This is a genomic window from Streptomyces sp. CNZ287 (genome assembly GCF_007827615.1).
In genome coordinates, this window is record NZ_VISV01000011.1 from 25,612 (window position 1) to 49,949 (window position 24,338).

General features: G+C 72.9%; 21 protein-coding genes and 1 pseudogene. 15 read left to right on the forward strand and 7 right to left on the reverse strand.

Translation table 11 applies throughout. The annotated features are described in order from the left end of the window. Window positions 1-45 precede the first annotated feature (45 nt). From FB457_RS20255 to FB457_RS20275, 5 genes are all read right to left on the reverse strand, one after another. Window positions 46-1,749: a relaxase/mobilization nuclease domain-containing protein gene (locus FB457_RS20255; protein ID WP_486589088.1), complete on the reverse strand. Its 1,704-nt coding sequence runs from the start codon at window positions 1,747-1,749 to the stop codon at window positions 46-48. 11 nt (window positions 1,750-1,760) lie between these two features. Next, entirely contained in the window at window positions 1,761-2,285 is a 525-nt protein-coding gene (mobC, locus tag FB457_RS20260) for a plasmid mobilization relaxosome protein MobC (protein WP_186462019.1), read from the reverse strand. Window positions 2,286-2,645: 360 nt separating this feature from the next. Beyond that, the gene (locus tag FB457_RS20265; RefSeq protein WP_145782713.1) at window positions 2,646-3,479 is read right to left on the reverse strand and encodes a DUF2637 domain-containing protein; all 834 of its coding nucleotides are present in this window, start codon (window positions 3,477-3,479) and stop codon (window positions 2,646-2,648) included. Window positions 3,480-3,722: 243 nt separating this feature from the next. Further along, the gene (locus FB457_RS20270; protein ID WP_145782715.1) at window positions 3,723-5,231 is read right to left on the reverse strand and encodes a DUF3631 domain-containing protein; all 1,509 of its coding nucleotides are present in this window, start codon (window positions 5,229-5,231) and stop codon (window positions 3,723-3,725) included. A gap of 254 nt (window positions 5,232-5,485) precedes the next feature. Beyond that, window positions 5,486-5,737 carry a helix-turn-helix domain-containing protein gene (locus FB457_RS20275; RefSeq protein ID WP_145782717.1) on the reverse strand — a complete coding sequence of 84 codons (252 nt, stop codon included), beginning with the start codon at window positions 5,735-5,737 and terminating at the stop codon, window positions 5,486-5,488. Between the two features lie 283 nt (window positions 5,738-6,020). Here FB457_RS20275 and FB457_RS20280 point away from each other — a divergent pair, with 283 nt between their 5' ends. Then, window positions 6,021-6,539 carry a helix-turn-helix domain-containing protein gene (locus tag FB457_RS20280; RefSeq protein ID WP_145782719.1) on the forward strand — a complete coding sequence of 173 codons (519 nt, stop codon included), beginning with the start codon at window positions 6,021-6,023 and terminating at the stop codon, window positions 6,537-6,539. Further along, window positions 6,532-7,844 (forward strand): annotated as a pseudogene (locus FB457_RS20285) (tyrosine-type recombinase/integrase). Before FB457_RS20280 ends, FB457_RS20285 begins: the two are co-directional and overlap by 8 nt. 85 nt (window positions 7,845-7,929) lie before the next feature. Here FB457_RS20285 and FB457_RS20290 read toward each other — a convergent pair. Then, window positions 7,930-8,385 carry an ATP-binding protein gene (locus tag FB457_RS20290; RefSeq protein WP_047016721.1) on the reverse strand — a complete coding sequence of 152 codons (456 nt, stop codon included), beginning with the start codon at window positions 8,383-8,385 and terminating at the stop codon, window positions 7,930-7,932. 133 nt (window positions 8,386-8,518) lie between these two features. Between FB457_RS20290 and FB457_RS20295 the strand changes: the two genes are divergently transcribed. The 9 genes from FB457_RS20295 (at window position 8,519) to FB457_RS20335 (ending at window position 19,001) form a co-directional block, all read left to right on the forward strand. Continuing rightward, window positions 8,519-9,424 carry a hypothetical protein gene (locus tag FB457_RS20295; protein WP_052770624.1) on the forward strand — a complete coding sequence of 302 codons (906 nt, stop codon included), beginning with the start codon at window positions 8,519-8,521 and terminating at the stop codon, window positions 9,422-9,424. 171 nt (window positions 9,425-9,595) lie between these two features. Further along, window positions 9,596-10,372, forward strand: a complete 777-nt coding sequence (locus FB457_RS20300) for a YcnI family protein (protein WP_145782830.1) — start codon at window positions 9,596-9,598, stop codon at window positions 10,370-10,372. Between the two features lie 90 nt (window positions 10,373-10,462). Next, window positions 10,463-11,125, forward strand: coding sequence for an SCO family protein (locus FB457_RS20305; protein ID WP_145782721.1), 663 nt, complete (start codon window positions 10,463-10,465; stop codon window positions 11,123-11,125). Beyond that, on the forward strand, window positions 11,122-11,634 hold the full coding sequence (locus tag FB457_RS20310) for a copper chaperone PCu(A)C (protein WP_145782723.1): 513 nt from the start codon (window positions 11,122-11,124) through the stop codon (window positions 11,632-11,634). Before FB457_RS20305 ends, FB457_RS20310 begins: the two co-directional genes overlap by 4 nt. A gap of 10 nt (window positions 11,635-11,644) precedes the next feature. Continuing rightward, entirely contained in the window at window positions 11,645-13,924 is a 2,280-nt protein-coding gene (locus tag FB457_RS20315) for a copper resistance protein CopC/CopD (RefSeq protein ID WP_145782725.1), read from the forward strand. Then, entirely contained in the window at window positions 13,921-15,216 is a 1,296-nt protein-coding gene (gene efeB, locus FB457_RS20320; RefSeq protein ID WP_145782727.1) for an iron uptake transporter deferrochelatase/peroxidase subunit, read from the forward strand. Before FB457_RS20315 ends, efeB begins: the two co-directional genes overlap by 4 nt. Before the next feature lie 235 nt (window positions 15,217-15,451). Then, window positions 15,452-16,387 (forward strand): prephenate dehydratase, encoded by a 936-nt coding sequence (gene pheA, locus FB457_RS20325; protein WP_047016726.1) that lies wholly within the window; start codon window positions 15,452-15,454, stop codon window positions 16,385-16,387. Window positions 16,388-16,905: 518 nt separating this feature from the next. Then, the gene (gene serS, locus FB457_RS20330; RefSeq protein WP_078898321.1) at window positions 16,906-18,195 is read left to right on the forward strand and encodes a serine--tRNA ligase; all 1,290 of its coding nucleotides are present in this window, start codon (window positions 16,906-16,908) and stop codon (window positions 18,193-18,195) included. Continuing rightward, window positions 18,192-19,001, forward strand: coding sequence for an HAD family hydrolase (locus tag FB457_RS20335; RefSeq protein WP_047016728.1), 810 nt, complete (start codon window positions 18,192-18,194; stop codon window positions 18,999-19,001). Before serS ends, FB457_RS20335 begins: the two co-directional genes overlap by 4 nt. A 55-nt stretch (window positions 19,002-19,056) precedes the next feature. Here the strand turns inward: FB457_RS20335 and FB457_RS20340 are convergent, their stop codons facing one another. After that, window positions 19,057-19,812, reverse strand: a complete 756-nt coding sequence (locus FB457_RS20340; RefSeq protein ID WP_145782729.1) for a sulfite exporter TauE/SafE family protein — start codon at window positions 19,810-19,812, stop codon at window positions 19,057-19,059. 175 nt (window positions 19,813-19,987) lie between these two features. Here FB457_RS20340 and FB457_RS20345 point away from each other — a divergent pair, with 175 nt between their 5' ends. The 4 genes from FB457_RS20345 to pdxR all read left to right on the forward strand — a co-directional run bounded on the left by FB457_RS20345 (window position 19,988) and on the right by pdxR (window position 24,035). Next, a complete protein-coding gene (locus tag FB457_RS20345; RefSeq protein ID WP_145782731.1) occupies window positions 19,988-20,902 on the forward strand; it encodes a LysR family transcriptional regulator in 915 nt (304 codons plus the stop codon). 109 nt (window positions 20,903-21,011) lie between these two features. Beyond that, window positions 21,012-21,623, forward strand: coding sequence for a LysE family translocator (locus FB457_RS20350; protein WP_047016731.1), 612 nt, complete (start codon window positions 21,012-21,014; stop codon window positions 21,621-21,623). Between the two features lie 2 nt (window positions 21,624-21,625). Then, the gene (locus FB457_RS20355; protein ID WP_047016732.1) at window positions 21,626-22,366 is read left to right on the forward strand and encodes a B3/B4 domain-containing protein; all 741 of its coding nucleotides are present in this window, start codon (window positions 21,626-21,628) and stop codon (window positions 22,364-22,366) included. A 118-nt stretch (window positions 22,367-22,484) separates the two neighbouring features. Further along, window positions 22,485-24,035, forward strand: coding sequence for a MocR-like pyridoxine biosynthesis transcription factor PdxR (pdxR, locus tag FB457_RS20360; protein WP_047016733.1), 1,551 nt, complete (start codon window positions 22,485-22,487; stop codon window positions 24,033-24,035). Window positions 24,036-24,338 lie beyond the last annotated feature (303 nt).

Here is a 24,338-nt window from a genome sequence, read left to right on the forward strand (position 1 = left end):
GCGGCTTCGGTACGTCCGGGCAGATAGGTGGAGGCAGCGAAGCTGTCATCGCTGCCGCCGGGGGTTGTCCGGACGGTGATGCGGCGCCATCGAGCGCGGGCTACCGGGGGCCTGCACGGGCTGCTGGCTGGTGCGGCTGCGGGTGGCGGTGCGGGTCTGTGCGCCTTCGGCGGGTCGGGGCTGTCGATCGGCGGTGTTGTGTATACGCCAGACGAGGACCTCGACGACGGAATCGGCGGTGTCGAGCTCGCGGCCGTCGACGGCCTTGGTCAGAACCTCCGCCGGACGGTGACCGTCCGCCTCGGCCTCGTGGAGGGTGGTGGCCAGGGCTGGCCAGGCGGGGTCGGTGAGGATCTGCTCGGCGCGCTCTGGGAGGGCCCCGCGGACGAGGACGGCGTAGCGGTCGACGGACTCGGGTGTCGGGGCCCGCTGGGCGAGGGTGTTCAGGGCCGGGGCGGCAGTGTGGCGGTAAGCGGCACGGAGATGGGACAGGCTGGCGCGGGCTGCGGCGGCTTGCTGGGTGTGGCGTTGGGCGCGGTGCCAGCGGGCGGCGGCGATGGTCAGGAGGGTGAGGGTGAGCAGGAGGTCGAGGGCGGTGGCGTCGGGGATGGGTTGGCCTGCGGTGCGCAGGAGGTGTTTGGCGGAGGTGCGGAGTTCGGCGGCTTGGGCGTAGTCGAAGCGGATGGCCGAGCGGGTGGCGCGTTCGAAGGTCTGGGCGGCGGTGAACAGTTCGCGGCGGGCGGGGCCGGTGGTGAGGGCGGACAGGATGTCCAGCAGCTCGCCGGCGGCGGCCAGCTCGGCTTGGGCAGCAGAGGGGTTGCCGTTCTCGTGCAGGGTGCGGAGGGCGTTGCGGAGCACTGAGGTTGCCTGGCGCCAGCGCTCGGCGGGCTGGACCTGGCGGGTGGTGGGGGTGTCAGAGGACGGTCCCGTGAGACGGGCGCGGATCTTCGGCAAGGACAGGTCGGGGGCGAGCTTGCCGCCCGGGAACCAGATCGGCTCTCCGGCGGCGTTGGTGTCTCCAGCGAGGGCGACTTTGTAGCCGGTGGTGTCTCCGGAGGGGGCGATGCGTTTGTCGACGAGGACATCGGCGCCGACCAGGAGGGCGAAGAAGTGGTCTTCGTTCTGGGCGTGGGCGGCGGCGGTGCGGACGGTGGCGCGTAGCTTCTCCCGTGGTGTGACGGGGCTGCCGGTGCGGCGGGTGGCTTTCTCGGTTTCGGCGCGGGTGGGGCGTTTGGCGGCGGTGCGGTCGCCGCGGTCGTAGACACGCAGCCCCCACTCGGTCTCTATCTTCGTCAGTTCGGTGTCGGCGCGGTGGTAGTCGTTCCAGTGGCGGGGGCGGCGCAGGTCGCCGCGCATCTTGGTGGCGACGATGTGGATGTGATCGTCGGCGTGGCGGGCGGCGATCCAGCGGCAGCCGTCCGGGTCTCCGGTAGGGGCGATGCCGGTGGCGTGCACGATGCGGCGGGCGACCTGGGCCCACTGCTCGTCGGTAAGGATCGGGTCTTCCGGTGCGGCCCGGATCGCGCAGTGCCACACGTGGCCCTTCGGTGCGCGGTCGCCGGCCTGTTTCACCCGCAGATCAAGGGCCTGCACCAACTGGCCGAGGGCTTGCTGGGGGTTGTCGGTGCGGCCGGGGTCGGGGACCAGCTCGTCCCAGGCGACGACGAGGTGCGGGTCGGTGTGGTCGTGGCTGCGGCCGGTCTTGTACAGGTAGGCGATCGTGTTGCGGGTGCTGTGACCCGGCTTCATGATCTTCGCGATCACCGGCGGGCCCGGCCGGTGGCGGCCCGGTGGGCCGAGGCGTCCACGGACTCCAGAACTTCCTGGATGAGCGTGATGGCCTGCACTGCGGCGGCCAGCACAGCCGCGTCCGTGGGGTGGGTGGGGCCGCGGGAGTTCAGGCGCTTGGCGATCTGGTTGACGTTCTTGCCGACCCGGGATAGGGCGGTGCGCAGGGCCGCGAGTTCGTCGATCAGGTCGTCGGTGGCGGTGCGCTGCCCCACGAGCGGGATGGTGTCGTCGACCACGGCCATGGTGGCGTCCGCCATCAGGTGCGCGACCGCGATGTTCAGCTCCCTGGCCCGCGTCTTGATCTGGGCTTCCTCGGCACGGCTGAAGCGGACCGTCAACCGCCGGGTGCGCTGACGGGTATCGCGACGCCGGCGGCGAGCAGCGCGGTGCACGGCGGCGGCAATCGCAGCGCGGATCGGCAGCGGCTCGGCGGACTCGCTGCCCGTCCTGTTCTGGCCCGGCTCCCCCTGGAGCCGGGCCACTGTCTCCGCCACCCCCGGGGTGAAGACACCCCCGCTGGAGCCGATCTTGGACGGTCCAGGGGGATACCTTGCTGGCCGGTGGTCGCCCAGGTGGGAGGCTTGCAGAGCGCTCTGGGGCGATGGCGTATCGGCTGCCGGTTCGAGTCCGAAGGTCTCGCGACCGGGCTTGGGATCGGGCATGGTTCTGCGCTCCTCAGAGATGCCGGAAGGATTGGGTCGGGCGGAAGGGGCGGCGTCGGTGGCGAGGTGTGCTGTCAGCTCCGACGCCCCAGGCGTGGTACGAGGCCAGCGGTAGCTGCATCGTGATCTCTCACGGGCTGGTCGCAACGGCTCCGGTCGTCCCTGGTCGGTTCGGCGATGGGCAGGCGGAGGTCAACCGACGAGGTGGTCGGAAGGGGTGTCGGCCTCGGCGCGCACGATCTTCATGATCTCGGTGAGGCATTCGCCGCCGAGGGGCAGCCCTTCGGCGCGGATGGCGGTTTCGACCACCGAGCGGGAGACCTTGCCTTGGCTGGCGACTGCGTTGCGGGCGATCTTCAGGAGCCGGTCGAGGTCGGCCCCCGGTGGGCGGCCCGTGCGGCGCTGTCGCGCCTGATCGGAGGGCGGAAGGGCTGGCTTATCGGGGTGGCCGGTGTTGGGCGCTGTCGGGGCGCCTGTGGTTTGGTTCGCGTGCTCGGAGGGGGCCGAGCCCGTGCGCGGAGTTGCGTTGGATGCGGCGGGATCCGACGGGTGCTGCGCGGAAGTTTCGTTCGGGTGGGCGGTGCGGCTGTGGCGGGCGATGTGGATGTAGAGGTGTACGGCTCCGGCGAGGGCGAGCGGGGCGACCGCGGAGAGCAGCCCCACCGGAAGGTCCCCGAGTTGCAGGCCGCGCTGGCCGGTGGGGAGTTGGTTCAGGCGTACGGCATGCAGAGCGTTGGCCCAGATGCTGGTGGCCGTGGCGGTGCCGACCAGTGCCCATACGTACAGACGAGCCCGGGTCGGGGCGGTGCGCAGGATGATCAGTGCGCAGACGCCGATCGCGATGAAGCCGTCGATGAGGAGGGGGAAAAGGTAGGTCAGCGGCCCGGCGATGTGGACGGCGACGGCCATCTGGCGCAGGGCGTCGTACGACAGGGCGAAGCCGATGGCGCCAAGGGCGGCCACGCTGAGCCGGATGGCGACGCTGCCGGGCACGAAGTGGGTAGCGGCGAGCTGGGCTTCGGTCATCAAAGCAGGACTCCACGGGTAAGGCGGGCGGCTGGTGCCGACGATGTGAGGTGGCTGGAGAGAGCATGTGGGCCGTATGCCGTCCCACTCGTCCCACTCGTTGCACGGCTGGTCAGCGTGGTACGGGTGATAGACGCGGGACGGGTTGACTCGTCCCGGCCACGCCACCCGGCCCCGGTGTGAGCTGCGCAGGGACGGGTGGGACGAGTGGCTACGGGTGCAGGGCCGCGGCCAGAAGCGGGCCTACCGGCCGCGCGCCGATCCCGCTCCTCCCGTCGGCTTCGGCGGCGGTGCGGGTGGTCGTGGCAGCAGGGCGGGCGGTGGCGGCGGAGCAGGTTGCCGGACGATCGGGATCGGCTCGGTGGCGGCCGTCGGTTCCTGCCCGGGCTGGGGTGAGGTGGGGGTGTAGCGGTCCCAGGCGTCGACGAACTGGGCTCGGGTGAAGCCCTTGGCCTGGCTTCCGTCGCGGAAGCGACGGTTGGCGGAGGAGATGCCGTAGTCCCGCAGCAGCAGTTGCAGTCCGCGCGGGCTCAGCCCGCTCGTGCCGTACTCCGCCCAGGGCGCCTCGGGGTCGGCTTTCAGGGTGCGGAGCAGGGTGGCGGTCGACAGCGCCTCGGGGTCGTCGTGCTGTGCGAAGGCGGCGCGGATGTCGAGCAGGATGCGGGTCTTCAGTCCGCTGTCCTCATCCCGTCCGGCCTCCCGTTCGCACATCGTCTTGCACGCGCTACGGGCCAGGGTGGGCCACGGTCCACCGGCGAGGTCGGCCACCGCGACCAGGGGCTCCCAGGTGTCCGCCGCCCGGTCGGCCACCGGCATCGTCGGAGCGTACGAGGCTGCGTCCTTGCGCTGGGCGTGCATCCATCGGGCCAGGTGTCCGCGCAATTGGTGCAGGGGCGGGATGTCGCGGCTGGAGCGGAAGTCGGAGACCTTCTCGCCCTGCCCCCGGCGTCGCATCCGGATCACCACCGCGCGGTCCATGATGGTGTCCGGCAGATCGCCGATCCCGGCGAGAGCCGCCATGGCGAAGGTGGCGAACTTCTGTACCCCGTTCTCCGGGCCGCTCGCGCGCAGGGTGGGGCGGTTGCGCTGGTGTCCGGCGTTGAGCAGGCCGCGTAGCTCCTCGTTCTTCTCGGCCATCTTCAGCGTGCCGAAGAGTGTGTCCGCCTCGTCAACCAGAAGGGTCGGCGGCTCCTTCTCGCCAATGGAGCGGAAGATCGCTGCCGGGGAGGCGTTGACCGTGATGACGGGGTCGTGAACCGTCTCGGTGATCACGTCCAGCAGGCGGGACTTGCCGCACCGTTTGGCCGGGCCGACCACCGCGAGGCGGGGAGCGTGCTGCCAGACGGGCTGTAGGTGGGTGGCCGCCACCCACAGGGTGACCGCGGTCAGTGCCTGCTCATCGGGCAGCACCACGAACTTCGCGATCACCGACCGCAGCTCGGCCAGTACCTCGTCTCCGTTCTGCGCTGGCTCATCTGCGCTTTCGCGAGCGCTTCCTTCCCCGGAGGCGGTCAGCGACGCCGGGCTCTCGTCGGCCGGGACCGCCGCGGTCCTGGGGTCGTCGGCCTCGGCAGGTTCTCGGTCCTCCGGCTCATCTGCGTCTCCCAGTCGTGGCCCGTCGCCGGCCGCTGACGCGGCCCCGGACGGTTCGGCGGAATCGGGCTGCTGGGCTGCCGCACGGCGCGCATTAGCCGCCGCTCGCTCAGTCAGCGCCTGGGCGCGCACATGCTGTCGCTTCTCCTTGCGGGACATGGGCGCCACGTGGCTCTGCCGGTGGTTGCTGGCCGCAGCCGCATCGAGTAGATGCTGCCCCGGCCGATCGGCTGCGGGTGGGGATGCACCGGGGGCGGAGGAAGCCCTAGTCTGTGGGTCCATAGACAGTCCTCTCCGGCGAGGGCCGGGCTGCAACCCGACCCTCACCGTGTGGCAGATCGCTTACAGGGCGGTTTCTTGAGGTGTCTTCGGCCCCTGGTGTTGACGCACCGGGGGCCGCTTCGTACCCGTGGTCAGGCCACGTCGTGATCCGTCGTCTGGGCGTCGAGCCATGCCTCCACCTCCTGCCAGCGGTAGCGCAGGTGGCGGCCGACCTTGGTGGCCTTCGGGCCGATACCGCGGTGGTTCCAGGAGTAGAGGGTGCCGAGCGGGATGCCGAGGTAGGCGGACAGCTCCTCCGGGGAGGCCAGCGGGCTGCGCTCGGAGCTGGACGAGGCGGTACGGGATGTCACGTCAGCGGACTGGGCGGTACGGGATGAACGCATCCAACACTCTCCATCATGACTAGGCGACGCCGCGGGGCACGAAGAGTGCCACACGATCGGGGACACATCCAGCGGCATTGTCGCGGAAACCATGTAACACCTCCAAACGACGTCGACTGGTGTAAGGCGACTCCTCAAATGATCCGCAGAAACGCCGGTTTGCCTAACCGGCGATCGCCGTCTATGTTGCCCGGCGCGCCGCCGCGTGGCGCCGCCAGCCCACGCCCCGAAGGCATGGACCGGGACTTGCCCAAGCGCCGTGCACTAGGTCAACATCGCGGTCATGGCCACCCGCCCCGTGGAGATCGGCCCTACCGGCCGTCAGACCGCCACCAACATCGAACGCATCCGCTCCCTGCTGGGCATCTCCCAGCGTGAACTCGCCGAGCGCCTGACCGACTTGGGCCGCCCCATCCCCTCAACCGCGCTGAGCAAGATCGAGCGTGGTGACCGCCGCTGCGACGTCGACGACCTCGTCGCCATTGCCATCGCCCTCGGTGTCTCCCCCGCCACCCTGCTGCTGCCCCCGGTCGCCGACGAGACCACCACCACCGTCACCGGCGCCGGCGAGGTCACCACTGCGGACGCCTGGGACTGGGCCGACGGCATCCGCACCCTGCTCCCGCGCGAGGACGACAGCGCGCTCGACCACGCCATCCGCACCCGCCCCGAAGGCCGGCGCACCGACCACCTCGTCGCGAAGGGAGGTGATGCGTCAGCCCCGACGCCGCTCGGCCGTCTGACCAAGACCGAACTCATCCACCTTCTGGACGACCTCAAGGAGGTTCTTCTCGATGGCTGACGTCTACGACCGCTGGCACAAATCCCACCCGAAGAAGGACGACGAGGAGTGCGGCAAGCACAAGAGCCGCACCCGGCGTCTGGTGCCCACCAAGGATCACGGCACAGGCAAGCGCTGGCAGGTCCGCTATCGCGACCTGAATGGCCACCAGCGCAAAGAGAACTTCGAGATCAAGGCGAGGGCCGAAGCCCGCGCGGCCTCGGTCGAGACCGAGTTGCAGCGTGGCACCTTCGTGGACCCGAACGCCGGGAAAGTCACCCTCGCCACGTACGCGGAGCAGTGGCTCCAAGCGGCGACGGCGGGCATGGGCACGGTCGACCTGTATGAAGGCGTGGTGCGCAACCACATCAAGCCGCACCTCGGCGGGCGCCAGTTGCGATCGATCATGCAGCCGTCGCTGATCCAGGGATGGCTGAAGACGCTCCAGGATGCTGATCTGGAAGCGTCCACGATCAGTTGGGTGCACTCCATCCTGACCGCGATCCTCGACTCCGCGGTCGAGGACGGGCTGATCGTCAAGAATCCGTGCAAGTCCAGCTCGGTCAAGGTGCCCACACGACCCAAGAAGAAGGTCATCCCATGGAGCGTCGATCGGTGCACGCCGTCATCGCCGGCCTGCCCGAGCGTTTCCGGGCGGGCGGCAAGCTGACCTTCGGCTGCGGGCTGCGACAGGGCGAGGTCTTCGGCATCGCGGTGGAAGACATCGACTTCAAGCGTCGACTGCTGCACGTGAACCGGCAGGTCAAGCTGGTTCGGTCGACGATGGTCTTCGCGCTGCCCAAGGGCGAGAGACTGCGCTCGATCCCGCTGCCGGACGAGTTGACCAAGGTGCTGAAGGAGCACATCAAGGAGTTCCCGCCGCGGCGGGTCGCCCTGCCGTGGCGGGTCCCGGATGGCGAGGAGCGTACGTACCGGCTGCTCTTCACCACGGACGAGGGCAAGGCGTACCACCGCAGCGTCTTCAACCAGTACGACTGGAAGGCGGCCCTCGCCGCGGCCGGCGTCATACCGCCGCGGGAGAAGGGCTCACCGCGCTACGCCGCGGCGCCGGAGGACGGCATGCACGCTCTGCGTCACGCCTACGCCTCCGTGCTCCTCGACGCCGGGGAGAGCATCAAGGCTCTGTCCGAGTACCTCGGGCACTCCGATCCGGGCTTCACCCTCCGGACGTACACCCATCTCATGCCGCAGAGCGAGGCCCGCACCCGCCAGGCCATCGACGCGGCCTTCGCATCGCCACCGGGCGGGGGCACAGCGAAGCAAGATCACGCACACCTGTGCCCTCAATGTGCCCTGGCGGCCTGATTCCGGGTCGTTCACGGCGCCCCGAAGCCCCAGATTTCACGACCCGATCCGGCTGAAATAGCAGGTCAGAGCGACAGCCTGTCAGTCACGCCGCCTGCAGCGGCGCGTCCTCGCGCCATTTGAGAATCTTGTCGAAGCTCACCACCGCTCCCCGGCCCGGGCGGTCGCGGATGTCGACGTGGTCGCTCAGCTCCGCGATGAGGAACAGGCCGCGGCCGCCCTCCGCGCCCGTGTCGGTCAGGGGCGGGGAAGGGGCGGGGGAGCCGGGGGCCGGGTCGGGGGTGGCGAAGCCGGGGCCGGAGTCGATGACCTCGATGTGGCAGCGGTCGCCGTCGAAGCAGGCGGTGACGCGGTAGTCCTCGCCGGGGGCCGCGCCGCCGTGTTCGACGGCGTTGGCGCAGGCTTCGGTGAGGGCGAGGGAGAGGTCGAAGGCGACGTCCGGGTCCACCCCGGCCGTCTCCATCACGCCGACCAGCAGGCGGCGGGCGAGCGGAACGCTGGCCGCCTCCCGGCGCAGTCGCAGGGACCACCACATGCTCATGCGTTCAGCCTCCTGGCCGCCACCCCGACATACGGTACGTATAACCCTTGTGTCGGCACCGTAAGCACGCGAGTTGCGTGAGAACCCTCATTCGGCGGAGGGGTTTCTTCCGCCTTTCGGGGTGGGAGATGTCCTGGCCCGGGTCCGGCCGATCGCCGCCCCGGCGGGGTCCGTACGGGCGCGCGGTGAGATGATGGCGCCCGCCATGGCTGCCCCTCCCGCTCCCGCCACCGTGGAGCTGCGCCTTCTGCGGGCCGCGGTGTTCACCGCGGTCTGCGTCGTGCTGTCCGCGGGCGGGCACGTGCTGGCCTCGAACGAGACGGTGCCGCTGTGGACGCTCGGCATCGCCGCGGCGCTGGTGTTCGCGGTGGCCGTGCCGCTGGCCGGGCGGGAGCGGTCGCTGCCCGGGATCGCGGCACTGCTGGCGGTGGGGCAGATCGGGCTGCACGGGGTCTTCGGACTCGGGCAGCACTGCGCCGTCGGCGCCGCCGCCGGGGGCCACGGCGGTGCGCACGCGGGCGGCTCCGGGGGCGAGGGCGGCAGTGCCGCCGTCGATCTCGCCCGGCGGCTGCTCTGCAACGACGCCGCGATGAACCTCACCGAGGGCCGCGCCCGGGAGATCGTCACCAACGCCGGGCTCGACCCGGACGCCGGCACGGGCAGCGGTACGGACGCCGCGCACCCCGCGCACGGCGGCGGGATCGGCGAAGGACTCGGCGCCGCGTTCGACCTGTCCACGTACTCCCTGCCGATGGTCCTGGGCCACCTCCTCGCCGCCCTCACCGCCGGGTGGCTGCTGCGCCGCGGCGACGCGGCCATCACGACCCTGCTGCACCTCGCCACCGGCGCCGGCCTCGCCCCGCTGCGGGCCGCCGTGCGCTACCGGCGGGCCCTCGACGCCGGGTTCGACGGCGCGGGCCGCCCGGCCGCGCGCCCCGGGGCGGCGACCGCGTACGACGAGCGGAGCGCCCGTACCGTACGCGAACTGCAGCACACCGTCGTACGCCGCGGGCCCCCGGCCTTCGCCCTCGCGGCCTGACGCGACGGCACCCCTTCCGGCTTACGGCCCACGCGCCGCACGCCCCCTGTGACACGGGCGAACGCGGGCGCAGGGCTTCGGGTGAGCGGGTGGTCGCGCCGCTGCCGCACGCGCGCCAACCCCCAATCCATCCACACCCACCGGAGTGTGTCAGTCATGAAGTCATCCCGTATGCGGCGAATGTCCGTCAGCACCGCCGTCGCCGCCGGCACCGTCCTGATCCTCGCCGGGCCGGCCGCCGCGCACGTCAGCGTCGACCCCGGCGAGGCGGAGCAGGGCGGGTACGCCACCGTCAGCTTCAAGGTGCCCAACGAGCGCGACAACGCCTCCACGATCAAGCTGGAGGTCACCCTGCCGACCGACCACCCGCTGACGTCCGTCATGCCCGAGCCCGTGCCCGGCTGGGACGTGAAGGTGGAGCAGGCCGAGCTCGACACCCCCATCGAGTCGCACGGCGAGAAGATCACCGAGGCGGTCAGCAAGGTCACGTGGTCCGGCGGGAAGGTCGAGCCGGGGACGTTCCAGCGGTTCCCGGTCTCCGTGGGCGCGCTGCCCGAGGACGCCGACCAGTTGGTGTTCAAGGCGGTCCAGACGTACGACAACGACGAGGTCGTCCGCTGGATCGAGGTCCCCGGGGAGGGCGCGGAGGAGCCGGAGAGCCCGGCGCCCGTGCTGGCCCTGACGCCCGCGGAGGACGGCGGCCACGGCGGCGCAGATGACGACGACGCCGACGACGCCGGGAACGGCGACGACGCGGAACCCGCCGCCGCCGAGGGCGAGGGCACCGAGGACAGCGCCGCCGACGACGACGGCTCCTCCGACACCATGGCCCGCACGCTGGGCATCGTCGGCATCGTGCTCGGCGCCGGCGGCGTCGCGTTCGGCGTGCTGTCGCGGCGCGGCGCGGGCAGCGGCGGCGGCGCGGGCGGCTCGTCCGCGGCGCAGTAGGCGCGACCCGCACCCGGCACGTATACGCAAGGGGTGGCCCGGCCGGCAGCACCGGGCGGGCCACCCGCGAGCCCCGAGGAAACACACAGCATGCGCACAACCCGTACGACCACCGCCTACGCCGCCGCGGCCCTCGCCGCCGCCGCGGCCCTCACCCTCACCGCCTGCGGCTCCGGCTCCGACGACGACGGCGCCAAACCCGCCGTGGAGATCTCCGGCGGCAGCAAACCGGGTGTCGTCCTCGACACCCCGAAGGAGAAACCAAAGCTCGTCCTCACCGACACGGAGGGCGAGGAGTACGACCTCGTCGCCGAGACGGCGGGCAAGCCCACCCTCCTCTTCTTCGGCTACACCAACTGCCCCGACGTCTGCCCCACGACGATGAGCGACATCGCCATCGCCAAGCAGAAGCTGCCCCGCGCCGAGCAGGACGAACTCCAGGTCGTCATGGTCAGCACCGACCCCGAGCGGGACACCCCGAAGCGGATGGGCAAGTGGCTCGACGCCCAGGACAAGGACTTCATCGGCCTCACCGGCGACTTCGCCGCGGTGAAGGACGCCGCGCGGAGCGTGGGCGTGCATCTGGAGAAGCCGGTGAAGGAGAAGGACGGCAGCATCACCGTCAGCCACGGCGCGGAGGTGCTGGCGTACTCGCCGAAGGACGACAAGGCGCACGTGCTGTATCTGGCCGGGGTGACGGCCGATCAGTACGCGAAGGACATGCCGAAGCTGGTGAAGGGGCAGAACCCGTGAGGCGCGGGCACCGGGCATCAGTAGTTACTGCTGCCGCCCTGTCCCTCGCCCTCGGCCTGGCCGCGTGTTCGGGTGACGACTCCGGTACGCGGACGAAGGCGGAGTCCGGCGACGGCGGCGGTGCCGCAGGACCCGGCTCCGGGCCCCGGCTGCGCGCCGAGCCCGGCTTCGTACCGCAGCCGGTGATGAAGGACCTCGCCGCCGGCTATCTGACCGTACGCAACGACGGCGCGGCCGACGACCGGCTCACCGCCGTCAGCACCGACCTCGCCGACGACGTCACCCTGCACACCACGGAAGGCGAGCGGATGCGCGCCGTCGACGGCTTCGACGTGCCCGCGGGCGGCGAGCTGACCCTCGCCCGCGGCGGCGCCCACCTGATGCTGGAGAGGCTGGATCGCCGACCGGAGGTTGGCGAGAAGGTGTCCTTCGTGCTGCACTTCGCCGAGTCGGAGCCGATCGAGGTCGAGGTGCCGGTGCAGCCGACGACGTACCGCCCCGCGGAGTGAGAGGCGTGTCATGACACCAACCGGACAGCTCCACCGAGCCCTTCGTGCACCGATCCGCCGGCGGTCGATGCACCGCAGGGGCGCGCATCGCAGGCGTGCGCTCGGGGCGCTGTGCGCTGCGGTCGCCGCCGTGCTGTGCGTCCTCGTGCCCGGCGCCACCCCCGCCGCGGCGCACGCCGCGCTCACCGGCACCGACCCCGCCGAGGGCTCGGTCGTCCAGGAGGCGCCGCAGGCCGTCACACTCGACTTCTCCGAGGGCGTCCAGTTGGCCGACGACGCCATCCGCGTCCTCGACCCCGACGGCAACGACGTCACCAAGGGCGGCGCCGCCCACGCCGACGGCAACACCAAGACGGCGACGACCGCGCTGCGCCCCGGGCTGCCGGACGGCACGTTCACCGTGGTCTGGAAGACCGTGTCCGCCGACAGCCACCCGATCTCCGGCGCCTTCACGTTCTCCGTGGGCAAGCCGTCGAAGACGACGGTGACGGTGTCCGAGGCGGGCGAGGACAACGGCAGCGCCAAGGCGCTCTACGACACCGGGCGCTACATGGCGTACGCGGGCTTCGTGCTGCTCGTCGGCGGCGCCGTGTTCGCGGGCGTGTGCGGCGGGCGCAACCGGGTCGTGCGCCGGGTGGCGACCGGAGGCTGGGCGCTGCTGTTCGCCGCCACCGTGGCGCTGCTGCTGCTGCGCGGGCCGTACACGGGCGCGGACTTCGGGCTCGACTCGCTGCGCGATGTGCTGGAGACGCGGCCGGGCACGGCGCTGCTGTCGCGGCTGCTGCTGCTGGGCGCGGCGGCGGTGGTGCTGGCGGTGCTGTTCGGGGTGTACGGGCGCGAGACCGCGCCCGGCGCGAAGGGCGCGCGCGCGGAGGCGAAAGCGGACGCGGGCGCGGATGCGGATGCGGATGCGGATGCCGGTGAGGGTTCCGGTACGGGTACGGGGCCGGACGCCGCCGAGCCGGCAACCGGGCAGGCCGAGCCCGCCGCCGACGGCGACGGCGACGACGCCGCGCGCAGCCGCGACCTGGCCATCGGCCTCGGGCTCGGCGGCGGCGTGGTCGCCGTCGGCCTCGCCGCGACGTGGGGCATGGCCGAGCACGCCTCCACCGGCATCCAGCCGTGGCTGGCCGTGCCGATGACGATGCTGCACCTGCTGGCCGTCGCCGTCTGGCTCGGCGGCCTCGCCTCGCTGGCACTGAGCCTGCGCCTCGGGCCGCGGGTCCCGTCGTACGTCATACGCCGCTTCTCGCGGCTTGCGCTGACGTCGGTGTCGTTGCTCGCCGCGACGGGGCTGTACCAGGCGTGGCGCGGGCTGGGGAGCTGGGGCGCGCTGACGGACACCTCGTACGGGCAGTTGCTGCTGGTGAAGCTGGGGCTGGTCGCGGTGCTCGTCACCGCGGGCTGGACGTCGCGGCGCTGGACGCACCGGCTGGCGGGTTCGGGGCTCACGGCGCGCGCGGAGGGGGAGGGCGAGCCGGCGGAGGCGCATCTCGTGCCCGCCGGCGCCACCGCGGAGGCGGGCGGTACGGGGAGTTCCGGCACGGCGATAGCCCCCGGCGGGGCGTCTGACGGCGTCTCGGTGCCGGCCCAGGGCTCCGGCGCGGGTTCCGGCTCCGGCTCCGGCTCCGGCTGCGAACCGGATGACGACGCCTCCGGCGACGGGCCAGGGGCCGATGCCGGGGACGGCGGCGACGCCGGGTCCCGCGCGGACGACGACCCCGACCGTGCCGCGCAGCTCGCCCGCCAGCGGGCCGCCGTCGACGCGACCCGCGCGCGCAAGGAGCGCGACTCCGACCCCGTGCGCCGGGGACTGCGCCAGTCGGTCTTCGTCGAGACCGTCCTCGCCGTCGTCCTACTCTCCGTCGTGACGCTCCTGACGGGCACCCAGCCCGGCAGGGCCGAGACCGAGCAGGCCGCGGCCGAGTCGGCGCAGCGGCAGCCGGTGGGGCCGGTGAAGGTGAAGATCCCGTACGACACGGGCGGGCAGGGCGGCACGGGGACCGCGGAGATCACCGTGGACCCGGGTCGTACCGGCGACAACCAACTGCACGTCTACCTCACGGACGCCAACAACCAGCTCCTCAACGTCCCCGAGGTACGACTCTCCTTCACCCTGGAGGAGAAGAACGTCGGCCCGCTGGACGTCACGCCCACCCCCGTCGAGAACGGGCACTGGGCCGCCACCGGCGTGCAGCTCCCGATGCCCGGGGAGTGGACACTCCGTATCACCGTGCGCACCTCGCCCATCGACCAGGTGACAGAAGAGAAGAAGTTGACGATCCCGTGAGTTCGACACGTTCCACCCGTACCGCACCGGAGTCAGAGACGGCAGAAGCCCCCCGGCACCCGGTCTCCCGCCGCCGCCTCGTCGGCGCGGCGGGGGCCGCCGGGGCGGCGGGGCTCCTCGCCGGCGGCGCCTCCGGCGCGGCCGCCGCCGAGGCGCTGCGGGACGCGCCCCCCGCGCCGCTGACGTCGATCGGCGCGACCGGGGTGCCGTTCCACGGCACGCACCAGGCGGGCATCACCACCCCGCTGCAGGCCGCGGGCCACTTCGCCGCCTTCGACCTGGCACCGGGCGCGGGGCGCAAGGAGGCGGCGGCGCTGCTCAAGCGGTGGTCGGCGACGGCCCGCGAGCTGAGCGAGGGCAAGGGGGCGGCGGCCGGCACCGGCAGCGCGCTGGACGCCGGGCCCGCGGCGCTGACCGTGACGTTCGGCTTCGGGGGCACGTTCTTCGACCGCACGGGACTGACCGGCCGGCGTCCGGACGGGCTCGCCCCGCTGCCGCCGTTCTCCGCCGACGCGCTGGACGCGCGGCGCAGCGACGGCGACCTGTGGCTGCAGATCGGCGCGGACGACGCCCTGGTGGCGTTCGACGCGCTGCGCACGCTCCAGCGCCGGGCGGGCGACGCGGCGGTGCTGCGCTGGCAGATGAGCGGCTTCAACCGCACCCCCGGGGCCACCGACAGACCGCGTACGGCCCGCAACCTGATGGGGCAGGTCGACGGCACCAACAACCCGAAGCCCGAGGACCCGGACTTCGACGAGCACGTCTTCGTGCCCGCGTCCGCGGGCGGCGGGCAGGAGTGGCTGGCGGGCGGCTCGTACGCCGTGTTCCGCCGGATCCGGATGCTGCTCGACACCTGGGACCACCTGTCGCTGGAGCGGCAGGAGCGCGTCATCGGGCGCCGCAAGTCGGACGGTGCCCCGCTGTCGGGCGGGGAGGAGACGACGCCTGTCGACATGAACAAACAACTCGCGGACGGCTCCCTCGCCATCGCGGGGGACGCGCACGTACGGGTGGCGGCGCCGGAGTCGAACGGCGGGGCGACGATGCTGCGCCGCTCGTTCTCGTACCACGACGGCTATCTGGACACGAAGGACGGACCGGTGCCCGACGCCGGGCTGCTGTTCGTCGCCTGGCAGGCGGATCCGTTGAAGGGGTTCGTGCCGGTGCAGCGCAAGCTCGACCGGGGCGACGGGCTGTCGCGCTTCCTGCGGCACGAGGCGAGCGGGCTGTTCGCGGTGCCGGGCGGGGCGGCGGAGGGCGAGTACGTGGGGCAGCGGCTGCTGGAGGGCTGAGCGGGGCCCGGTAAGGGGCGTACGGCAGGGGCGCCCGCTCCTTACGGGCAGGGCCCGGTCCCGTACGGGCAGGGCCCGGTCCGTACGGGCAGGCACGCCCGGCCCGTACGGCACGGGCAGCCGGCTTCCGCGCCGGGCCCGCTCCATGATCGTCCGTTCCCCGGACCGGCACCCGGCGCCCCGCGCCCGTGGGTACGCTGGCCGTCTCGCCGACCGCCCACGAGGAGCCGCCCCCATGTCCGCCAGCCGCTTCACCTATCTCGGCCCCGAGGGCACCTTCACCGAGGCCGCGCTGCGCACCCTCCCGGAGGCGGCGACGCGCGAGCTGGTGCCGATGGTCTCGGTGCCGGCGGTGCTGGACTCGGTGCGCGGCGGGGGTGCCGCGGGGGCGCTGGTGCCGATCGAGAACTCGGTGGAGGGCGGTGTGACCGCCACGCTCGACGAGCTGGCGCTCGGCGAGCCGCTGATGATCTACCGCGAGGTGCTGCTGCCGATCGCGTTCGCGCTGCTGGTGCGGCCGGGGACGAAGCTGGCGGACATCAAGACCGTCACCGGGCACCCGGTGGCGCAGCCGCAGGTGCGGCGCTGGCTGGCGGGGCACCTGCCGGACGCGGTGTGGGAGTCGTCGGCGTCGAACGCGGACGGCGCGCGGCAGGTGCAGGAGGGGCGGGTGGACGGGGCGTTCGCGGGCGAGTTCGCGGCGTCGGTGTACGGGCTGGAGCCGCTGGTCTCCGACATCCACGACGCGGAGAACGCGGAGACACGGTTCGTCCTCGTCGGCCGCCCGGCGCGGCCGGCGGCGCCGACGGGCGCGGACAAGACGTCGGTCGTGATCTGGCTCGGCGACGACCACCCAGGCGCGCTGATGGAGCTGCTCCAGGAGTACGCGGTGCGCGGCGTCAACCTGCTGCGCATCGAGTCGCGCCCGACGGGCGAGGGCATCGGGCGGTACTGCTTCTCGGTGGACTGCGAGGGGCACATCACCGACCGCCGGGTGGGCGAGGCGATGATGGGGCTGAAGCGGATCTGCCCGCGGGTGCGGTTCCTCGGTTCGTACCCGCGCGCGGGGCTGTCGCCGGCGGACGTGCAGCCGCTGCGGGCGGGGACGTCTGACACGGCCTTCGCGGAGGCGTCCGACTGGCTGACGCGGTGTCTGGACGGCCGGGCCTGACCTGGGGTCTGTGCACAGTTCGCAAAGTTATCCACAGGTTGTCGATGTCGGCTGTGTATAACTCCGGAGCCCGGACGGGCAATGTCGACAAATCTGTCTAGTGACTGATTTCCGGCGTCCAACTGCTCAGATGGTTACTCGTCACGGCAATTCCCTTGATCCACTCTAAGGCGGTAGGCAATTCCGCTCCAAAGGGTGTGTAGCCGGGGACGTATCGGGGAATTCCTGCGCCAGCACCGGCCTGGCGGAACGATCTTCCCCTACTTCCACAGCCCACCTCCCTTGCCTGTGGATAACTTGGGGGATCCCCGGCCACCTGTGGAAAAGGATTCCTCAACTGCCGCGCGCACCGCGGGTGTACGTTGCCTTTATGTCCAGAATAGACGTTTCCGCACCTTTTCTCCATGCACCGGGAAGCAGCGGCCTCGAAACCGGCTATTCACCGCAAAGCGCCGAGAAATCCACAGGGGTGGAAATCGGCGTCGAGCCGGTCCGCGTACCCCGGTAACCTGGCTCGCGTGATTGACCTTCGCCTGCTCCGTGAGGACCCCGACCGAGTGCGCGCGTCGCAGCGCGCCCGTGGAGAGGACGTCGCCCTGGTCGACGCGCTGCTCTCCGCCGACGAGCGGCGCAGGTCGTCCAGTACGCGCTTCGACGAGCTGCGGGCCGAGCAGAAGCAGCTCGGCAAGCTGATCCCGCGCGCGCAGGGCGAGGAGAAGCAGGAACTGCTGCGGCGCACCGGCGAGCTGTCCGCCGCCGTCAAGGCCGCCGACGCCGCGCAGGACGAGGCCGCGGCCGAGACGCAGGCCCTGCTGCTGCGCCTGGCGAACGTGGTGCATCCCGACGTGCCCGTGGGCGGCGAGGACGACTTCGCGCTGCTGGAGACCGTCGGCACCCCGCGCGACTTCGCCGCCGAGGGCTTCGAGCCGCGCGACCATCTGGAGCTGGGCCGCATCCTCGGCGCCATCGACACCGAGCGCGCCGCGAAGGTCTCCGGCTCGCGGTTCTACTACCTGACGGGCGTCGGCGCCCTGCTGGAGCTGGCGCTGGTGAACGCGGCGATCGCCCAGGCCACCGCCGCCGGCTTCACCCCGATGCTCACGCCCGCGCTGGTCAAGCCGCGCGCCATGGAGGGAACGGGCTTCCTCGGCCAGGCCGCCGAGGACGTGTACTACCTGGAGCGCGACGACTTCTACCTCGTCGGCACCTCGGAGGTCACGCTCGCGGCGTACCACATGGACGAGATCATCGAGGCCGACCGGCTGCCCCTGCGCTACGCGGGATTCTCGCCCTGCTTCCGCCGCGAAGCGGGCTCGCACGGCAAGGACACCCGCGGCATCATCCGGGTGCACCAGTTCGACAAGGTCGAGATGTTCTCGTACGTGGCCCCGGAGGACGCGGAGGCGGAGCACGCGCGGCTGCTGGACTGGGAGAAGCAGTGGCTGTCGGCGCTCGGCCTGGCGTACCGGGTGATCGACGTGGCCTCGGGCGATCTGGGCGCGTCGGCGGCGCGGAAGTACGACTGCGAGGCGTGGATTCCGACGCAGGGCAAGTACCGCGAGCTGACGTCGACGTCGAACTGCGGGGAGTTCCAGGCGCGGCGGCTGTCGGTGCGGATGCGCGACGGACAGGGCCAGAAGAAGGCGGCCCGCCCGCTGGCGACGCTGAACGGGACGCTGTGCGCGGTGCCCCGGACGATCGTGGCGATCCTGGAGACGCACCAGCAGCCGGACGGCTCGGTGGTGGTGCCGGAGGTGCTGCGGCCGTACCTGGGCGGGCGCGAGCTGCTGGAGCCGGTCGCGAAATGAGCGACGCGCTTCCGTACCGGCTCGTCGCCACCGACCTCGACGGCACGCTGCTGCGCAGCGACGAGACGGTCTCGCCGCGCACGCGCGCGGCGATCGAGGCGGCGTGCGCCCGGGGCGCCGCGCACATCGTCGTCACCGGCCGCGCCGTGGCCTGGACCCGGCACATACTGGACGGGCTGGGCTACGAGGGTCTGGCGGTCTGCGGCCAGGGCGCGCAGGTGTACGACGCGGGCGCGCACCGGCTGCTGACCTCCGTGACCCTCGACCGGCGCCTCGCCGCCGACGCGGTGGCGAAGCTGGAGGCCGAGGTCGGCGAGGTCGCGGTGGCCGCCAGCGCGGACGGGCTCGCGGGCGAGGTGCTCTTCGGCCCCGGCTTCCGCGCGGTGGCCCGGGAGGACCTGCCGGTCCGCCGGGTGGCGGAGCGCGCCGAGCTGTGGGCCCAGCCGATCGGCAAGCTCTACATCCAGCACCCGGAGCTGGACGACGACGCGCTGACGGCCGCGGCCCGCGACACGGTCGGCGGCCTCGTCGAGGTGGTGCTGGCCGGCGCCGACACCGTCGAGATGCTGCCCCACGGGCTGAACAAGGCCACGGGTCTGTCGCTCGCGGCCCGCCGCCTCGGGGTGATGGGCGCGGAGACGATCGCCTTCGGGGACATGCCCAACGACATACCGATGTTCCGCTGGGCCGGTCACGGGGTGGCGATGGCGGGAGCGCACCCGGAGCTGCTCGCGGTGGCGGACGAGGTGACGGGGTCGAACGACGAGGACGGCATCGCGACGGTGCTGGACCGGCTCTTCGGCTAGGCGCTTACCGGCTGGGTTTCGCCCCCGTGGCCTCCGGGCAGCGGCGGCCCCGTCGTCAGCGGATGATCATCGTGAGGGCGGCGGTGGTCCCGACGGTGACGATGATCGTGCGCATCAGGGCCGGGGTGAGCTTGCGGCCCAGGTGGGCGCCGAGGAAGCCGCCGAGTGTGGAGCCGATGGCGATGATGCCGGCCGCCGTCCAGTCCACGTCGGTGACGATGATGAAGACGATCGACGCGACCGCGTTGACGAGGGCGGCGAGGACGTTCTTGACGGCGTTGAGGCGCTGGAGGTCGTCGCGGACGAAGGTGCCGAACAGGCCCATGAGGATGACGCCCTGGGCGGCCCCGAAGTAGCCGCCGTAGACGCCCGTACCGAGGACGCCGAACCACATCGGCGTGCCGCCGTCCTTGTCGTCGTCCTCGCTGCGCTCCGCGAGCCGGCGGCTGAGGACGGGCTGGAGGAGGACCAGGGCGCAGGCCGTGAGGATCAGCACGGGGACCACGGCCTGGAACGCCTCGGCGGGCAGTTGCAGGAGCAGCAGCGCGCCGGCCAGGCCGCCGGCGAGGGAGGCGGTGCCGAAGCGCAGTATGCGGCGGCGCTGGCCGCGCAGCTCGCGCCGGTAGCCGTACACGGCGCCGACGACGCCGGGGACGAGGCCGACGGTGTTGGAGACGTTCGCGAGGACCGGCGGGTAGCCGAGGGCGAGGAGCGTCGGGAAGGTGATCAGGGTGCCGGAGCCGACGACCGCGTTCATGCCGCCGGCGGCGAGTCCGGCGCCGGCGAGCGCGGCGGCTTCGAGCGGTTCCACGGCGGCGTCCTCGTTCCGTTGGTTCGGCTCCGGCGGGGTGCTCCCGGCGGGGTGCGGGGCGGTGCCCGTTCCGGATGGTGCGTACAGCGAAGATCGTGGTCATCGTGGGCGCGGCGGTCCCTCCAAGTCAATCCTCGGGTGTTCTTGCACGTCCCCAAGGGCTAACTTGACGCGCATGACTCTGGACGACCTGCGGGTGTTCGTCGCCGTGTGCCGGGCGGGGAGCCTGAGCGCGGTGGCGCGGGAGCTGGGCTGTACGCAGTCGGCCGTCAGCCAGCACGTCAAGCGGCTGGAGCGGGAGGTCGGCCTCAGCCTCGTGGAGCGGCATCCGCGCGGCGTGGTGCCCACGCACGCCGGGGAGCTGCTGCGCGGCGCCGCCGCCGAGGGCATCGGCGGCGTGGACCATGCGCTGCGGCGGCTGCGCGACCTGGCGCGCGGGGACGGCGGCTCGGTGCGGGTGACGACGGGGGCGACGACCGTACGGCACTTCATGTCGGCGGCGGTCGTCGCGTTCCGCGAGCGGTATCCGCAGGTCAGCCTGGAGTTCCAGACGGAGAACTCCAGCCGCGGCTGCGTCGCCGCGCTGGCCGCGGGCGGCGCCGACCTGGCGTGGATCACGATCGCCGCGCCGGTACGGGGCGTGGAGCTGCGGCGCGCGGCGGAGCTGCGGTGGGTGCTGGCCGTACGGGGGGGCGATCCGCTGGCGGAGCGGTCGGCGGTGGGGGCGGCGGACCTGGCGGCGGTGCGGCTCATCGGGCTGCCGGCGAACTCCAGCTCGCGGGCGCATCTGGAGGCGTGGTTCGCGGAGTCGGGGGTGCGGCTGCCGGCGTTCGACACGTCGGTCGCGGACTGGGACACGGCGATCCTCCTGGCGGAGCTGGGGCTCGGCTACGCCGTCGTACCGGAGCTGCCGGGGTGGCGGGACGGGCGGCATCCGGGGGTGCGGCTGGTACCCGTACCGGACTTGCCGCCGCTGTGGGCGGGGTGGGCGGTGCGGCGGTGGGCGGCGCTGTCGCCGCTGGCCCGGGCGTTCGCCGACATGGTGGCGGCGGGGGTGGAGACCGAAGTGGAGACCGAAGGGGCGCCCTAGTTATGGACCCATGATCTCGGCCCTCTTTGGCTCTGCCTGACAGGCCATCGGTGGGCAAGGCTGGGTGGCGTTCCGCCGTAGCCGCAATCGTCACCGCCGGAGGCCCTCCTTGAGCATCGCCTTCCTGCTGACCACGCTCGTCGTGGTCGTCACGCCGGGCACCGGCGTGGTCTACACGCTCGCCGCCGGGCTGTCCCACGGGCGGCGGGCGAGCGTGGTCGCCGCGTTCGCCTGCACGCTCGGCACCGTCCCGCACGTCGTCGCGACCGTCACCGGGCTGGCGGCGCTCCTGCACGCCAGCGCCGTGGCGTTCGAGGTGGTGAAGTACCTGGGGGTCGCGTACCTGCTCTACATGGCGTGGTCGACGCTGCGCGCCAAGGAGGCCCTCGTCGTCGAGGACGCCGCGGCGGCCGGGCCGCAGCCGGTGAGGCGGGTGATCGTCTCAGGCGTGCTGCTCAACGTGCTCAACCCGAAGCTGACGATGTTCTTCGTGGCTTTCCTGCCGCAGTTCGTGCCCGCGGGCCAGGAGGGGTCGGTGGCGGCGATGCTGCGGCTGAGCGCGGTGTTCATGGGGATGACGTTCGCGGTGTTCGTGGCGTACGGGCTGTGCGCGGCGGCCGTACGGGGACACGTGCTGGGGCGGCCGCGGGTGATGGCGGGGATCCGGCGGGTGTTCGCGGTGTCCTTCCTGGGGCTGGGCGCGAAGCTGGCGGTGGCGTGACGATGCGGTTCGGGCATGCGCGGGAGCTGCGGGCGGAGTTTCCGGAGCTGGTGGCGGGGGTGCTGTACGGGGAGTTCGGCGGCGGCGCCGTCGGGCCCGCCGGCGGGGCTCCCGGTCCTGCGGCGGGGGCGGAGCTGGAGGCGCGGGTCGCGGCGTACACGGACGTCGCGCGGGAGCGGCTGGCGGCGGGCACGGAGGGGGAGTTCCCCGAGGTACGGGCCTGGCGGCGGACGTACACGCGGCTGGGGCTGCGGCCGACGCAGTACCGGTGCGCGTCGGAGTCGCTGCTGCGGCGGCTGCGGCGGGAGGGGTCGCTGCCGCGGATCCACCCGGTGGTGGACCTCTGCAACGCGGTCTCCGTGGCGTATGCGATTCCGGTCGCCGTGCTGGACGTGGACCGGATCGCGGAGCCGTGGCTGGAGGTGCGCCGGGCGCGGGGCGACGAGACGTACACGACGTTCGGGGGCGGGAGCGAGCATCCGGCGGCGGGGGAGGTGACGTTCGCCGACTCGGCGGGGCGGGCGCACGCGCGGCGCTGGACGAACCGGCAGAGCGGGTATTCGGCGGTCGGCGAGGCGACGCGCCGGGTGCTGGTGGTGGCTGAGGGCGTGCACGAGACGGCCGCGGCGGATGTGGCGAAGTTGACGGATGCGGTTCAGGGGGAGCTGGAGCGGCTGTGGGGCGTGGCGCCGAAGGCGGCGCTGCTGACGGCGGCGGAGCCGGAGTTCGTGTTCGGGGAGTGAGGCGCGGAGTGGGGCACGGGGCGAGTGCGGCGTGCGGCGCCGGCTGAAGAACGCCGTCTGAGCCGGGGCAGCGGGCTTCGGCGGGGCCGTTGTCAGTGGGCCGTGGCACGATGGCTCCATGAACGGGGTGGAGAAATGGACCTCTGAGAGGTCCAAAGCGTCCGGGTCGGATTTCCTGCAGCTCGACGTCGGGGACGCACCGGCGGGCGGGATGGCGGACTGGCTGGCGTGGCGGCTGCGGGAGGCGATCGCGGACGGCCGGCTGGCGGTAGGCGGCCGGCTGCCGCCGACGCGGGTGCTGGCGGCGGAGCTGCGGGTGTCGCGCGGGGTGGTCACGGAGGCGTACCGGCGGCTGACGGAGGACGGGCACGTCGAGGGGCGGCGGCGCGGGGGCACGGTGGTGGTCGCGGCCCCGGTGGACGAGGGGCCCGGCCCCCGGGCGGCCGGGCAGGAGCAGCCGGCCGTGTTGTTTCCCGCCGCGCCCGGGCCCGAGGCGTTCGAAGTCCTCCGCGCCGCCCCGGCGTCGATCGACCTCACCCCCGGGCTGCCGGACCTCGCCGCGTTCCCGCGCGCCGCGTGGCTGCGCGCCGAGCGGGCCGTCCTCGGCGAGCTCTCCGCCGCCGACCTCGGCTACGGCGACCCGCACGGCACCCCCGCGCTGCGCCGGGCCGTCGCCGGCTGGCTCGCCCGGAACCGGGGCATCCGTGCCGATCCCGACGACGTCGTCATCGTCGCCGGCACCGCCCAGGCGCTCACCCTGCTCCACCCGGTGCTGCGCACCGACGGCGTGGGGGCGGTGGCGGTGGAGGACCCCGGTTCGCTCGGCACGCGCCAGCATCTGGAGAACGGCGGGCTGGACATCGTCCCGGTGCCGGTCGACGCCGACGGCATACGTGTCGACGCGCTGCGCGCCACCGGAGCGCGTGCGGTGCTGCTCACCCCGGCGCACCAGTTCCCGACCGGGGCGGTGCTCAGCGGCGAGCGCCGCCGCGAGTTGCTGCGCTGGGCGGAGGACGGCGGCGGGCTCGTGCTCGAGGACGACTACGACGCCGAGCACCGCTATGACCGGCCGCCGGTGCCCGCGCTGCGGGCGATGCTCGCGGAGCGCGTCTGCTACATGGGCAGCGTGTCCAAGCTGCTGGCGCCTGCGCTGCGGGTGGGCTGGGTGGTGCCGCCGCCGGGGTACCGGGACGCGCTGGTGAACGCCAAGCGCTTCACCGACCTGGGCAACGCGGTGCTGCCGCAGCTCGTGCTGGCGCGGCTGATGGAGTCGGGGGAGCTGGAGCGGCACCTGCGGCTGCTCCGGGGCCGGCACCGGCGGCGGCGGGACGCGATGATCGCGGCGATCGCGGAGCATCTGCCGGGCGCGGTGGTGCACGGGGCGGCGGCCGGGCTGCATCTGACGGTGACGTTCGACGGGGCGGGCGGGGAGACGGCGGCGGAAGCGGTCGGCGCGGGGCCGGCGGGGAGAGCCGATGCGGGGTTGACGGGGGTGACCGATACGGAGCTGGCCGCGGCGGCGCTCAGTTGCGGCGTCAAGGTGCAGCCCCTCTCCTGGCACCGCCTCAGGACCGGCCCGCCCGGCCTGGTCCTCGGCTACGCGGCGAGCCACCCCGACGCCGTGACCGAGGGGGTGCGGCTGCTGGGTCGGGCACTGCGGGGGAGGTGACCGGGCCGGGCAACGGCGGGGACAGCGTGCGGAGATGGGCGGTGCCGTCCGGGGCGGGCACTGCCGTGGCCGCCGGCGCCGGCGGAGTTCGGGGAGGCGGTGACGGGGTTCCTGGAGGGGTGCGGGCGTGACGTGGGGGTGGCGGCCGGGCTCGTACGGGTCGATGACGGCCGGGCTCGTACGCGCCCATGGACTCCGTACGGCCAGGGCCACAGGCGCGCACGCCCCGGGCCGCCGGACTCGTGAACCGGGCGCGCGGCCGGGGCCGACGACGCCCGGGTCCCGGGCGTCCGGAGCCGGTCC